Source organism: Flavobacterium sp. 28YEA47A (genome assembly GCF_041262125.1).
GTDB lineage: Bacteria > Bacteroidota > Bacteroidia > Flavobacteriales > Flavobacteriaceae > Flavobacterium.
Genome location: NZ_JBGCCI010000005.1, coordinates 266931 through 282135, shown reverse-complemented (window position 1 = coordinate 282135; position 15205 = coordinate 266931). Strand labels below are relative to the sequence as shown.

At 36.4% G+C, this 15205-nt stretch carries 11 protein-coding genes; 4 read left to right on the top strand and 7 right to left on the bottom strand.

Annotation, left to right across the window (positions count from 1 at the left end):
- Window position 1: 1 nt before the first annotated feature.
- From ABH942_RS09405 to nhaA, 3 genes are read right to left on the bottom strand one after another with little or no spacing between them, the layout of a single operon-like run.
- Entirely contained in the window at window positions 2–1252 is a 1251-nt protein-coding gene (locus ABH942_RS09405) for a mechanosensitive ion channel family protein (RefSeq protein WP_370031360.1), read from the bottom strand.
- Between the two features lie 3 nt (window positions 1253–1255).
- A complete protein-coding gene (locus ABH942_RS09400) occupies window positions 1256–1546 on the bottom strand; it encodes a DUF3817 domain-containing protein (RefSeq protein WP_370031358.1) in 291 nt (96 codons plus the stop codon).
- Window positions 1547–1562: 16 nt separating this feature from the next.
- A complete protein-coding gene (gene nhaA, locus ABH942_RS09395; RefSeq protein WP_370031357.1) occupies window positions 1563–2912 on the bottom strand; it encodes a Na+/H+ antiporter NhaA in 1350 nt (449 codons plus the stop codon).
- Between the two features lie 135 nt (window positions 2913–3047).
- Between nhaA and ABH942_RS09390 the strand changes: the two genes are divergently transcribed.
- Entirely contained in the window at window positions 3048–3560 is a 513-nt protein-coding gene (locus ABH942_RS09390) for a DUF6155 family protein (RefSeq protein WP_370031355.1), read from the top strand.
- Between the two features lie 4 nt (window positions 3561–3564).
- On the opposite strand, the gene ABH942_RS09385 is transcribed toward ABH942_RS09390, so the two are convergent.
- Entirely contained in the window at window positions 3565–4272 is a 708-nt protein-coding gene (locus tag ABH942_RS09385; protein WP_370031354.1) for an endonuclease V, read from the bottom strand.
- A 175-nt stretch (window positions 4273–4447) separates the two neighbouring features.
- On the opposite strand from ABH942_RS09385, the gene ABH942_RS09380 reads away from it, so the two are divergent.
- Together ABH942_RS09380 and hutH are read left to right on the top strand one after the other, a co-directional pair.
- Complete coding sequence (locus tag ABH942_RS09380; protein WP_370031352.1) at window positions 4448–5983, top strand: DEAD/DEAH box helicase; 1536 nt, start codon at window positions 4448–4450, stop codon at window positions 5981–5983.
- Window positions 5984–6166: 183 nt separating this feature from the next.
- The gene (gene hutH, locus ABH942_RS09375) at window positions 6167–7675 is read left to right on the top strand and encodes a histidine ammonia-lyase (RefSeq protein ID WP_370031350.1); all 1509 of its coding nucleotides are present in this window, start codon (window positions 6167–6169) and stop codon (window positions 7673–7675) included.
- Between the two features lie 38 nt (window positions 7676–7713).
- Here the strand turns inward: hutH and ABH942_RS09370 are convergent, their stop codons facing one another.
- The 3 genes from ABH942_RS09370 to ABH942_RS09360 form a co-directional block, all read right to left on the bottom strand.
- Complete coding sequence (locus tag ABH942_RS09370) at window positions 7714–8229, bottom strand: DUF421 domain-containing protein (protein ID WP_370031348.1); 516 nt, start codon at window positions 8227–8229, stop codon at window positions 7714–7716.
- Window positions 8229–9599: a 30S ribosomal protein S6--L-glutamate ligase gene (gene rimK / locus ABH942_RS09365; protein ID WP_370031346.1), complete on the bottom strand. Its 1371-nt coding sequence runs from the start codon at window positions 9597–9599 to the stop codon at window positions 8229–8231. The genes ABH942_RS09370 and rimK overlap by 1 nt, the downstream gene beginning before the upstream one ends.
- A 262-nt stretch (window positions 9600–9861) precedes the next feature.
- Window positions 9862–12408, bottom strand: coding sequence for an ATP-dependent Clp protease ATP-binding subunit (locus ABH942_RS09360; protein WP_370031344.1), 2547 nt, complete (start codon window positions 12406–12408; stop codon window positions 9862–9864).
- A gap of 259 nt (window positions 12409–12667) precedes the next feature.
- On the opposite strand from ABH942_RS09360, the gene gyrA reads away from it, so the two are divergent.
- Complete coding sequence (gyrA, locus tag ABH942_RS09355) at window positions 12668–15199, top strand: DNA gyrase subunit A (RefSeq protein ID WP_370031343.1); 2532 nt, start codon at window positions 12668–12670, stop codon at window positions 15197–15199.
- Window positions 15200–15205: the final 6 nt, after the last annotated feature.

Here is a 15205-nt window from a genome sequence, read left to right as displayed (position 1 = left end):
TTTATTCTGTATGTACTCCTTTTTCAGAAGGCAGTTCGTAGATTTCCAGATCAAAATAAGATACGGCAGCAATAATATGGTCAAAAATATCGGCCATAATATATTCATAATTGATCCAGCGCTTGTCATTTGAGAAGGCATAGACTTCAATCGGAATACCTTTTTCTGTAGGTTGCAAATGACGGCACATCATCGTCATATCTTTATTTATTCCGGGATGGTTTGCCAGATATTGATTGATATATTTTCGGAACAATCCTAAGTTAGTCATATTCCTACCATTAATAGTCAGGCTTTTATCAACATTATTATTGGTGTTGTATTTGTCGATATCTTGCTGACGGTGTTCAATATAAGAACTGACGAGCTGTATTTTTTTCAAGCCTTCCAATTCATCTGTATGTAAGAAACGTACACTATTCGCTTTAATAAGAATGTATCTTTTAATTCTTCTCCCGCCTGAATTCTGCATACCGCGCCAATTTTTGAAAGAATCAGAAATCAAGCTATAAGTAGGGATTGTTGTTGTAGTATTATCAAAATTACGCACTTTTACAGTAGCCAGGTTAATTTCGATTACATCACCATCGGCACCATATTTTTCAAAAGTTACCCAATCGCCAATACGTACCAGATCATTTACTGAAACCTGAATACTGGCTACAAATCCTAAAATCGTATCCTTAAAAATCAGAATGACAATAGCTGAAATAGCCCCAAACGTTGCAAACAGTGTAGTAAAAGAAGTTTCAAAAAGAATCAGTACAATAGTCGTAACTCCAAAAATCCAGAGTACGATCATAAATACCTGTATGTAGCTGTCTATTGGCTTATCATTGAAATCGGGTAGTCGTTTAAGATAGTCTTTTACGGCATTTAAAATACTTCGTATAATCCAAAGAACTAGGAATACGATATATATTTCCAATCCTTTTCTGAAGAATCCTTCCCAATAGGCAAAATTCTTCAGAATGATCGGAACGGTTACATTGACAAAAAGAAGCGGAATCAGATAGGCAATATACTTTGTGGTTTTGTTAGCCACGAGCAAATCGTCAAACTGAGTTTCTGTTCTTTGAGCAATGCTGCTAAAAACTTCGATTAATATTTTCTTGAATATATAATGGATTATAAAGACGGCTATTCCAAGCAGAATAAAGTTTACGGCAACATTCGCATACGAAGATACTGTGTCGCTATAGCCCCAGTCTTTAAAGAGTTTATATGTCCAATTAAATATTTTCTCGATCATATTTTAGTTTGTTTCAGTACTTAGATATTTCTTCTCAACGTAAAAAGCACCAAAAGGTATTACGGAACCCAGAACAATAATTCCGAATTTTTTAGCACTCCAGTTAAGTTCGATTTTTAACATGATGGCTAAGATGATATATGCTATAAATAAGAGCCCGTGTGTCATTCCAATAGGAAACAGAAGGGTTTTGTATAATTCTGGATTGCTTCCTTTAACGATTAGCATATTTCCAAATAATACAAGGTAAGAAATACCTTCTAGTAGAGCGACGATTTTAAAAAGTTTAAGCATTGTAAGAAGTATGAATTTATGAATTAGTAATTGAATTTTCGGGATTATTATTTTTAGACAGTAGAAAATAACCGGCTATTCCTCCAACCAATGATGCTGCAAAAATACCCAATTTTGCCTGCAGTTCATATTCTGGATTTTCAAAAGCAAGATTGGTGACAAAAAGGGACATCGTAAATCCGATTGACGCCAAAAATCCTACTCCAAAAAGACTTTTATTAGTCAGCCCATCCGGAAGACTTGCCCATTTGAACCGTATCATTAAAGAAGATACTCCATATACGCCAATTACCTTTCCGGCCAATAAGCCAAAAATAACACCTAGGGTTACAGAGCTTGTTGCATTTTCAATAATACCGCTGGAAAATGTAACTCCTGCATTAGCCAATGCAAAAACAGGCATGATAATAAAGCTGACTAGTGAATGTAATCCATGTTCAAGCCTGTGGAGTGGTGACATGGCATCTTTGGATAATTTACGAATATCTTGCAAAACGTGAAGCTGATCTTCGGAAAGAGTAGGAGCATCAGTAGGATCAAGCTCTTTGAACTGATTTAATCGGGTTTTGATTTTTGAAATAAATAGTGCTTCATCTATCCTTGAACCTGCAGGAATTGTAAAAGCTACCAAAACCGCAGCAATAGTTGCATGAACGCCGGAAAGAAGAAAAGGAAGCCAGACGCCTGCAATTCCGACCAAAGCATAAAATAAAATATTTCGGACTCCAAGCCTATTACAGATCAGCAGAAAAACAAAAAAGCCAAGCCCAATACCTAGGGCAATACTATTAATAGAAGCCGTGTAGAAAAATGCGATTACCAAAACAGCACCCAAATCGTCTACAATTGCCAGGGCTGTCAAAAATATTTTTAACGTTGCAGGTATTTTATCTCCTAAAAGATATAAAACACCCAAAGCAAAGGCAATATCGGTAGCCATCGGGATTCCCCATCCATGAGATGAATCAGTTCCAAAATTAAAGATGGTATAAATCAGTGCCGGAAAAACCATTCCTCCAATGGCCGCCACAATAGGCAATAACGCTTTTTTAGGTTGTGATAGTTCGCCTCCAATCATTTCTCTTTTAAGTTCCAAACCAACAACAAAAAAGAAAACAGCCATCAATCCGTCATTTACCCAATGATGGATACTGTAATTAAGATACAGTTCATCATTAATAGAAAAACCAATTTTATGTTCCCAAATGTGATGATACCAATCTTTCCAGTCAGAATTAGCCAGAAAAATAGCCACTACAGCAGCAATAAAAAGAAGAATACCACCTGTAGTAGACTTACTGATAAAATTATTTAGAGGGTTGATAATCCATTTTTCTGCGGGAGTTACTTTTATCTGATCTTCCATGGAATTTTTTTAGAGATTTGTCAAATTTAAGCATTCTTGATGAGGATTAAAAGGAAGAATAAGGCTATCTGCCAAATTTGACAGAGTAGCAGCAATCGTAGGATAATAGTATATTTGTAAAAAGAGAATTCTGAAATGAGCAAAAGAGATTTAAAAAAATATCTTAAAGAATTAGATAAAGAACAGCTGGAAGAACAACTGTTGGAACTGTATGAGAAATTCTCTGACGTTAAGACCTATTATGATTTTGTGTTTAATCCTAAGGAAGATAAACTGCTTCAGGAAGCCAAATTAAAGGTATCGAATGAATATTTTCCCCTCAAAGGGAAACGGGCCAAATTACGACGTTCTGTGGCGCAAAAATACATCAAGCACTTTTTAAGCCTTGGTGTAGATCCTTTTGTGGTTGTAGATTTGATGTTTCATAATATTGAAGTAGCCCAGAAATATACAGCCAGGAGAGAAATACGTTACGCATCTTTTTACAAAAGTATGCTGAACTCCTTTGAGCAGGTGGTTAAATACGCTATAGAAAACGGAATGGTATCGGAATTTAAAAATAGGATACTTGAAATTAAAGATGCCGCATTCAGGCAAAATTGGGAAAACAAAGAAGAGTTTGAAAGGCTTTTTGACCTTGTAGAATAAGGTTTTAAAATAACGGGAGCTGTACATCCAACTCGTGATATCCTGCTTGACGTTGTCCGGTACGGAATAAATTGACCATGACATGCGCCTGTCTTGTAGGTTCAGGAATTCTGTATTTTTGGACAGTCTGATTCATAATTTCCAGGCTGTCTTCAACAGAAACGTGATGTCCGGGTGAAATAAAAACGGGTTTGACATTTGTTTTTGTACGGAGGGCAAATCCTAATTTTTCTTGATTTTTATAAATAGGGCGGTAGCTAAATTTCTCATCTTCTAAAACATCATATTTTCCGTGAAGCATATTTTTGGCACAGCCTATTGTGGGATGATCTGTAAGCAGTCCAAAATGTGACGCGATTCCCATTTTTCTCGGATGTGTGATTCCTTGTCCGTCGAGGATCAGCAAATCAGGTTTTATAGGAATCTGTTCCCAGGCTTTTATCAGTGTAGGAACTTCCCTGAAGGCTAAATATTCTGCTTTGTATTCAAATTGGGATTCGCCTTCTGCCAGAGAATAAGAAATAGGAATCAAATCCGGATAGCTCAAAATCACAATACCGGCATATAATTTAGAACTGCCTACTTCATGCGAAATATCTGCTCCGGCAATTGTACTGATATTTTTGTTTCGGGTTTTCAGAGAAATACTGTCCATCATCTCATTTTGAAGACGGGTTGCCATTTCTATCGTAAAGTCATCATAATTCAGCATGGATAGCACAGTATTATCAGGATAAAAAATCCTTGATTTTCAAAATTAGTTCATTTGTAATCGAATAGCATTATACCCTTTCTTAATATTTCCATAATTTTTTTTAAAATAAAGCCCAAAAAACTCCCTATAACCCTTTTTAGTCTGTACTTTTGCAAATTATCCAAAATCGCAAATGTCCCAAAAAAACCTAGAATTAGAGATCGAAGAAAAAAAAGAACTTTATGCTTACCAGCAGGGGGATATAGATGCGATTTTTGAACGGATCAACAATGCTCCGCGCAATCATCATTTGCTCTACCAGCTTCCAACAGGAGGAGGAAAGACTGTCGTGTTTTCTGAAATCGTAAGACGCTATCTTTCGTACAACGACAAAAAAGTACTGGTACTGACACACCGGATTGAACTTTGCAAGCAGACTTCAAAAATGCTTAAAGGTTTCAATGTCAAGAATAAAATCATCAACAGCAAAATCAAGGAATTGCCTGACCAGGACGAATATTCTTGTTTTGTTGCTATGGTTGAAACCTTGAAAAACAGGTTGAATGATGAAAAATTAAAAATTGGAAATATCGGGCTGGTTATTATTGACGAAGCTCATTATAATTCTTTTAGAAAACTGCTGTCGTCGTTCAAGAACTCTTTTATATTAGGCGTTACGGCTACGCCTTTAAGCTCTAACATAAAACTTCCGATGAACGAAAATTATGATGAACTCATAATTGGCGATCCTATAAACAAGCTGATTGAAAATGGGTATCTGGCAAAGGCCGTTACTTACAGCTATGATGTTGGGCTGACTTCATTAAAAGTTGGAATCAACGGGGACTATACGGTTAAATCTTCCGATGATCTTTATACAAATATGGTCATGCAGGAAAAACTATTGCATGCCTATACAGAAAAATCATTAGGAAAAAAGACTTTGATTTTCAATAACGGAATTCATACTTCTTTGTATGTATATGAAACATTCAAAGAAGCAGGATATCCTATCAAACATTTGGATAATACTACTTCAAACGAAGAAAGAAAAGAAATTTTATCATGGTTCAAGCATACGCCAGATGCAATCCTGACTTCAGTTGGGATTTTGACAACTGGATTTGATGAGCCAACAGTTGAAACTATCATATTAAACAGGGCAACTAAATCGCTAACCTTATATTTTCAGATGATTGGCCGCGGTTCCAGAAAATTGCCTCATAAAGATAACTTTACGGTAATAGATCTTGGAAATAATGCCGCGCGCTTTGGTTTATGGAGCGATCCGATAGACTGGCAGCATATTTTTAAATCGCCTGAGTTTTATCTGGAAAGCCTTCGCAATGACACTGAAATCGAATTGCATTTCAAATATATGATGTCGCCGGAGATTCGTGCCAAATTTGCCAACACGGCTGTTGTTGAGTTTGATGTGGAAGATGAACACAGGATTGCCATTTCCCAAAACCTTCGTTCCAAAGTAGTTTTGGATAAATCTCTGGATCAGCATGCTTCCATGTGTGTTGATAATGCAGAAACGATCAATGAAGCTAAAAATCTTTCAAAACTACTTTCTGAAGACATAGAATGCAGAATCCGATATTTTACCAACTGCCTAAGCAAAAGCAGTAAAAATTACCGTGAATGGCTGGTAGAGGATTATAAAACTAAGTTATCACTTCTGATAGGCAAAAAGTATCGTGAAAAAATCATGAACGAAGATTAATAAAGTTTATCAGCCAAAAGCTGATAATGCTTAAATTATAGAATTACAGAAAATAAATTGGCAAAAAAGTAATCCTAAAGAAATATTTCAACGCCGATTTCCCAAATTTTTCAAAAACAGATTGACAATAGTTGCTTTTTTGATAGTATTTGCGGAATTTTGAGGCATCAATAATCAAAAAAAATGGACAATACACATTATATAAGCGGGGAATTACTTTCGTTAGAAAATTTAGAAGAAATTATCAGCCATAACAAGACATTGGCCTTGTCTGAAGAGGCAAAAGTCAATATTCAGAAATGCCGTGATTATCTTGACAAAAAGATGGAATCTCACGAAGAGCCTATTTATGGAATCAATACTGGTTTCGGTTCTTTGTATAACATAAAGATATCAAACGAAAATCTTACCAAATTACAGGAGAATCTCGTAAAATCGCATGCTTGCGGAACAGGTGCGGAAGTGCCAAGAGAGATTGTTAAGATGATGCTTTTGCTAAAAATCCAATCATTAAGCTACGGTTATTCAGGAGTTCAGTTGGTAACAGTAGAACGTTTGATTGATTTTTATAATAATGATATTTTCCCAATTGTATATGAATTAGGTTCTTTAGGAGCTTCAGGTGATTTAGCGCCTTTAGCTCATTTATCATTGCCTTTGATTGGAGAAGGTGAAGTTTATTTTAATGACAAAAAACACGATTCTATTGACGTGTTAAATCATTTTGGCTGGCATCCGATTCAGTTAAAATCTAAAGAAGGATTGGCATTGCTGAATGGAACCCAGTTTATGAATGCTTATGGCGCACATATTCTTATACGTGCTGCAAAATATTCGTACCTGGCTGATTTAATTGGAACGGTTTCTTTGGAAGCATTTGATGGAAGAATCGAACCTTTTAATGAGTTAATTCATTTCATACGCCCCCATAAAGGACAAATTGTTACTGCAAATAGAGTTACTGAGTTTTTAGAGGGAAGTGAAATTATTTCGCAAAAGAAACAGCATGTACAAGATCCGTATTCTTTCCGTTGTATTCCGCAAGTACATGGTGCTTCGAAAGATGCGATTGATTATGTAAAGAAAGTGTTTAAAACTGAAATTAATTCGGTAACCGATAATCCTAACGTTTTTATTGATAGTGACCAGATTATTTCCGGAGGTAATTTCCACGGACAGCCTTTGGCATTGGCTTTGGATTTCTTAGGAATTGCTTTGGCAGAACTAGGTAATATTTCAGAAAGAAGAACCTATCAGCTAATTTCCGGATTGAGAGGACTTCCAGCATTTTTAGTAGATAATCCGGGATTGAATTCAGGATTTATGATTCCGCAATACACTGCCGCCAGTATCGTAAGCCAGAACAAACAATTGGCAACTCCTGCCAGCATTGACAGTATTGTTTCTTCTAACGGACAGGAAGATCATGTGAGCATGGGTGCCAATGGAGCTACAAAAACATTGCGTATTATGGATAATTTAGAGCGTATTCTTGCTATCGAACTGATGAATGCTTCACAGGCAATCCACTTTAGAGAGCCATTAAAATCAAGTGATTTCATTGAAATGTTTATAAAAACTTATAGAGAAGATGTGCCATTAGTTAGCGAAGATAGAATCTTACACTACGATATTGAGAAAACAATCGCTTTCTTGAAAAGTTTCCAGATTGATGAAAGTATCCAAAACTAAATAAATAAAAAAGCAGGCTAACAGCCTGCTTTTTTATTTTAATTTATACCATTTAAGGTTTTGTGATTTCGTTTTCTTTTGTAATGCGTCTGTTTTAAATTATCATTGCCTGAAATAATACTGATATTGCCGTCTATTTCTAAAAAGGCATATTTGACATCTTTATAATATTCAACACCGTGTTCGTGCATAGCTTCAAGCATTTCATCTGAAGTAATTCCAAGCCGAGCTAGTGTCTTGAAATCAATTGCTCCATTGTGGACCAGCACCTCCGGTTTCTGCTGTAATAAATTATTGACCGCTTTATAGCGGAACATCAGCTTTTTCAAGATAAAGTTAATCAGAAACAAAGCACCCGCTGCAACAAGTCCGCCCCATAAAGAAGTATCGCTTCCAACCATTGCATTTTGGACAGAGTTACTGATAAGAAGAATCAATATGACATCTGCAGTGTTGAGCTGTGACAATTCTTTTTTCCCGAAAACCCGCAAGGCTATAACCATAAAAAAATATACGGCTATACTTCGCAGGATAATATCAAGATACGGATTCATTATTTCCACTTAAAGTTTTTCTCAATCGCCTTAATCATTTCACCGGCAATATCTTTGTTTGTTGCTCCTTCAATACCTTCGAGGCCGGGGGATGAGTTTACTTCTAAAAGAAGCGGACCTTTTGAAGAGCGGATGATATCTACTCCGGCAACTTTTAGATTCATTGCCTTGGCAGCTTTGATAGCGATTCTTTTTTCTTCTGAAGTCACTTTAATGATTGAAGCAGTACCTCCAAGATGGATATTGGCCCTGAATTCTCCAGGTAAGGCTTCGCGTTGGATAGCAGCTACCACTTTTCCGTCAATTACAAAACAACGTATGTCTTTTCCGTTAGCTTCTTTGATAAATTCCTGAACCAGAATATTAGCATTTAGGCTTTTAAAAGCATTGATAACACTTTCTGCCGCCTTTTTTGTTTCTGCCAAAACGACACCTTTTCCTTGAGTTCCTTCTAATAATTTTACGATTAGGGGAGAACCGCCTACCATTTTGATCAAATCGTCTGTGTCTAAAGGAGAATTGGCAAATCCTGTAGTTGGTATATCAACACCATGGTTGAGCAACAATTGTAAAGAATATAGTTTATCTCGCGATTGTGTAATAGCTGAAGCCGAGTTAAGGCAAAAAACCTTCATTGCTTCAAACTGGCGGGTAAGCGCACAGCCATAAAAGGTTATACTTGGACGGATTCGAGGAATTACAGCGTCAAAATCGCTTAAGATTTTACCGCCACGATAGTGAATTTCTGGCTTTGTAGCATCCAATTTCATGTAACATTCCTTGATATTCAGGAAATGCATTTCGTGTCCGCGCTGCTCGCCGGCTTCTATAATTCTTTTGTTGGAATAAAGTTCCGGGTTACTAGCCAGGAGACCTATTTTTAAACCTGTTTTTGCTCTTTCTGAATTATGATAAAGCTCTTTTAATTTTTCACTGGAAGGTTGCCCCAAAAGATATTTCTGTTCAGGATCTACTAAAACACGTCCGCTCATGGCTTCTCGACCCAAAAGCATCCTGAATCCCATCGAGTCTCTGTTGGTCAAAGTCATTTCGATTGACCACTTATGTTCACCAAAATCAAGTGTAGTACGGATAACATAGCGCTGTTCGCGGAATCCGCTGGAACTTTTTACGATTCTTTTGTCAACCAAAAGTGCTTCACAATGGATGATGGTCTTAAGGTTGTTCTGTATGGGATTGATATCAAATTTGACCCAGCTTTCACCATCCCTGACAAAAGGAGCGATGTTAACTGCGTGAAGTGCAGATGTTTTGGCACCAGAGTCAACTCGAGCCTTTATAAGAGGAATTCCTAATTCCGGAAATGAACACCATTCTTCACTTCCAAGGATAACTTTGTTTGTAGACATAGCAAGTATTGATTGTAACAATAGACTAAAGTACTATTTATTTTAGAATCAAAAATTAATTTTTTGTAATTATTAATAATAAGAACTGAGCAAGAATAATACCTTACATCTTTAAATCAACGGCAAAAAGAATAAGGCATAGAAAAGTAACTTCTTATTGAATTAAAATAATCAAGCCACTGATTTAGGACTTTGAAAATTCTTGTTTGAACTCTCATCTGTCTCTAATTCAGTGGCTTGAAATTAGATATAGTAAAACCTGTTAATTAGCAGGTTCTTCTGCTTTTTTAATTTGAACAGTCAATTCTTGTGACGTTTCATCCAGATCCATAAATATAAGGTCTCCGGTACTAATTTTAGAAGTAATGATTTCTTCTGCCAAAGCATCTTCTACATATTTCTGAATCGCTCTTTTTAGAGGTCTGGCTCCAAATTGTTTATCAAAACCTTTATCTGCAATAAACGCTTTTGCTTTTTCAGACAATTCCAAGGTATAGCCTAATTCAGCAATTCTGGCATATAGTTTTTTCAATTCGATTTCGATAATCTGATCGATATGTTCTTTTTCAAGAGCGTTGAATACGATAACATCATCAATTCTATTTAAAAACTCAGGTGCAAAAGCTTTTTTCAAAGCATTTTCAATAACACTCTTAGCATTTTCATCAGCTTGAGATACTTTTGCAGCTGTTCCAAAACCAACGCCTTGACCAAAATCTTTCAATTGTCTAGCTCCAACGTTTGATGTCATAATAATAATAGTGTTTTTGAAATCGATTTTGCGTCCTAAACTATCTGTCAGGTACCCATCGTCCAAAACCTGTAACATCATGTTGAAAACGTCAGGGTGCGCTTTTTCAATCTCGTCTAAAAGCACTACACAGTAAGGTTTTCTTCTAACTTTTTCAGTCAATTGTCCGCCTTCTTCATATCCAACATATCCCGGAGGCGCTCCAACCAATCTTGAAATCGCAAATTTTTCCATGTATTCGCTCATATCAATACGAACCAATGCATCTTCAGAATCGAATAATTCTTTAGCAATAACTTTAGCCAATTGTGTTTTTCCAACACCAGTCTGTCCTAAGAAAATAAAGGAACCAATAGGGCGATTCGGATCTTTTAATCCAGCACGATTTCTTTGGATAGAACGGGCAATTTTCATTACCGCTTCTTTTTGTCCAATTACTTTATTTTCAATTAGTTCAGGTAGTTTAGCTAATTTATTGCTTTCAGTTTGAGCAATTCTGTTTACAGGAATCCCGGACATCATCGAAACTACATCGGCAACGTTATCTTCTGTAACCTGAATACGATTGTTTTTAGAATCTTCTTCCCATTGTTCTTGTGCTATTGCTAAATCTTTTTCAATCCGTTTTTCGTCATCACGAAGTTTAGCAGCCTCTTCATACTTTTGTTTTTTAACAACCGTATTTTTAAGCTCTCTGACTTCTTCTAATTGACGCTCCAAATCTAAAATCTGCTTTGGAACATCAATATTAGTAATATGAACACGTGAACCCGCTTCATCTAAAGCATCAATAGCTTTGTCCGGAAGGAAACGTTCCGACATATATCGGTCTGTTAATTTCACACAAGCCTCAATAGCTTCAGGAGTGTAGGTTACGTTATGGTGATCTTCGTATTTGTTTTTGATGTTATTCAAAATCGTAATAGTCTCTGCAACAGAAGTAGGCTCAACAATTACTTTCTGAAAACGTCTTTCCAAAGCGCCATCTTTTTCTATATATTGACGGTACTCATCAAGAGTTGTTGCTCCAATACATTGGATTTCGCCTCTTGCTAGAGCCGGTTTGAACATATTAGAAGCATCAAGCGAGCCTGTAGCTCCGCCAGCTCCAACAATAGTGTGGATTTCATCTATAAATAGAATAATATCGTCATTCTTTTCCAACTCGTTCATTACGGCTTTCATACGCTCTTCAAACTGTCCACGGTATTTGGTTCCGGCAACTAAGCTGGCCAAATCAAGTGTAACAACGCGTTTGTTGAATAAGATACGTGAAACTTTCTTTTGGATGATTCTCAAAGCAAGTCCTTCAGCAATAGCTGATTTACCTACACCTGGCTCACCAATTAAAAGTGGATTGTTCTTTTTTCTTCGACTTAAAATCTGTGAAACACGCTCAATTTCTTTTTCACGTCCAACAACAGGGTCTAATTTGCCTTCTTCTGCCATTTCTGTCAAATCACGTCCAAAGTTGTCTAAAACCGGAGTTTTTGATTTTTTATTGGATTTGCTGGCTGGCGTATTAAAAGCACCTTCTTTTAAGCTGTCATCTTGTCCGGAATCGTCATTATAAGATTCGTTTTTAGGCAAGTCATTCAAAAATTCTTCTTCGCTGTTTGGTGTCATATTCAAATATTGTTCTTTAGCTGAATCGTAATCGATTTTCATCTTATTCAACAGCTTGGTTGTGGGATCATTTTCGTTTCTCAAAATACACAACAATAAGTGTGCGGTGCTAATGGAAGGGCTCTGAAAAACTTTAGCCTCCAGATAAGTCGTCTTTAATGCTCTTTCGGCTTGACGCGTCAAATGAAGATTCTTCTTTTCATTGCTTGCTTCAACATTAGGATTTGCTGGGCTTAATATTTCGACTTTTCTGCGCAAATGCTCTAAATCTATAGATAGATTATTAAGTATGTTTATTGCTTTACCATTTCCATCTCGTAAAATCCCCAACATTAGATGTTCAGTTCCAATAAAGTCATGACCCAAACGTAGTGCCTCTTCTTTACTGTAAGTGATTACATCTTTTACTCTTGGTGAAAAATTATCATCCATAATATAAAATATTGGTCTTGTAAATTTAATGAATTAGTTGAGTAAATACAAAAATCATACCCTAACATAAGTACTGACAGCTAAGTGACAAAAAAATCCCCGAAAATAAAAATATGATAAAAACTATTTATCAACTATTGGGGGGCTTTTTTATGTTGATAAATCCCAAAAATTAGTAGTGAAAAATATGCTAAAAATGTTGCGAATTGCGTATATTGGCACGTTTTGAAACGAATTTAATTTTTTAATATAAATACTTATGGCTGAAGGAGAAAAGTTGATTCCTATTAACATAGAAGACGAAATGAAATCCTCTTACATCGATTATTCGATGTCTGTAATTGTTTCCAGAGCGCTTCCTGATGTTAGAGATGGTTTGAAACCCGTACATAGAAGAGTACTTTATGGTATGTATGAATTAGGAGTTTTTTCTAATAGAGCACACAAAAAATCAGCAAGAATTGTTGGAGAAGTTCTAGGTAAATATCACCCACACGGCGATACATCTGTATATGATGCTATGGTTCGTATGGCTCAGGAATGGAGCTTGCGCTACCTTTTAGTAGATGGCCAGGGTAACTTTGGTTCCGTTGATGGTGACAGTCCGGCAGCGATGCGTTATACTGAAGCCAGAATGCGTAAGATCGCAGAGGAAATAATGGCAGATATTGACAAAGAGACAGTTGATTTCCAGCTGAACTTTGACGACACCCTGGAAGAACCAAAGGTAATGCCTACAAAAGTTCCTACCTTATTAATAAATGGTGCTTCCGGTATTGCTGTTGGTATGGCTACCAATATGGCGCCTCACAATTTGAGCGAGGTTATTGATGGTACATTAGCTTACATCGATAATAATGATATAGAGATTGACGAACTAATGCATCATATCAAAGCTCCGGATTTTCCAACCGGTGGTATTATCTATGGATATGAAGGCGTTCGTGAAGCATTTAAGACGGGAAGAGGAAGAATCGTAATGCGCGCTAAAGTCAATTTTGAAGAAGTTGACGGAAGAGAATGCATTATAGTTACCGAAATTCCATACCAGGTGAACAAGGCTGATATGATCAAGAAAACGGCCGACTTGGTAAATGATAAAAAAATTGACGGTATTTCTAACATTCGTGACGAATCGGATAGAAACGGAATGCGTATCGTATATATCTTACGACGTGATGCTGTTCCTAATGTTGTTTTGAATACCTTATATAAGTATACGCAATTACAATCGTCTTTCAGCGTAAACAATATTGCATTGGTTAACGGAAGACCTCAATTGCTACACCTGAAAGACCTGATCCACTATTTCGTGGAGCACCGTCATGAGGTTGTAATCCGTAGGGCACAATATGAATTGCGTAAAGCAGAAGAAAGAGCCCATATCTTAGAAGGATTAATTATTGCTTCTGATAATATTGACGAAGTAATCCAATTGATCCGTTCTTCAAGCAATACGGACCAAGCTAGAGAGAAATTGATTGCACGATTCAATCTTTCTGAAATCCAGGCAAAAGCAATCGTAGAAATGCGTTTGAGACAATTGACAGGTCTGGAGCAGGATAAATTGCGTGCAGAATATGAAGAAATCATGAAGTTGATTGCCCACTTAAAAGAATTGTTGGCAAGCAAAGAAATGAGAATGGCTTTAATCAAAGAAGAATTAACTGAGATTAAAGATAAATATGGTGACGAACGTCGTTCAATTATTGAATATTCTGGTGGAGATGTAAGTATTGAAGATTTAATTGCAGATGAAAATGTGGTAATTACAATTTCTCATGCCGGTTATATCAAAAGAACCAACCTTTCAGAATATAAGACACAAAATAGAGGCGGAGTAGGTCAAAAAGGAGTAGCAACAAGAGATCAGGATTTCTTAGAGCATCTTTTCGTGGCGACTAACCACCAATATATGATGTTCTTTACTCAAAAAGGAAAATGTTTCTGGATGAGAGTATATGAAATTCCTGAAGGAACAAAAACATCAAAAGGAAGAGCTATCCAAAACCTTATTAATATTGAGAATGATGATAAAGTCAAGGCATTTATCTGTACGCAGGATTTGAAAAACCAAGACTATATCAATTCTCATTACGTAATTATGGCAACCAAGCAAGGTCAGGTTAAAAAGACATTGCTGGAACAATATTCACGTCCAAGAGTCAATGGTATTGCCGCTATTACAATTAAGGAAGATGATGAGCTATTAGAAGCAAAACTAACCAACGGAGAAAGCCAAATTCTTATTGCTGTGAAATCCGGTAAATTGGTACGTTTTGAAGAAGGTAAGACACGTCCTATGGGAAGAAGTGCATCTGGTGTTCGAGGTATTACCTTAGGACACGACAAAGATGAAGTAATTGGTATGGTTTCTGTAAACGATATGGAAAGCGAAATCTTGGTCGTTTCTGAAAACGGTTATGGAAAACGTTCTTCACTTGAAGATTACCGAATTACAAATAGAGGAGGTAAAGGTGTGAAGACTTTGAACATTACCGATAAAACAGGTGAGCTGATTTCCATCAATAACGTTACGGATGCGGATGACTTAATGATTATTAATAAGTCCGGATTAACTATCCGTATGGAAGTTTCTGATCTTCGTGTCATGGGTAGAGCAACTCAAGGCGTTAGATTGATCAACATTAAAGGTAATGACTCTATTGCTGCAGTAACAAAAGTAATCCGTGAAGAGGTTATTGATGAAACTGAGGAAGATGCTGAAAATACAACTATAGAAGCATCTACTAATGATGATACAGCCGAAGCTGAAAATAATGAAGAATAACCAACC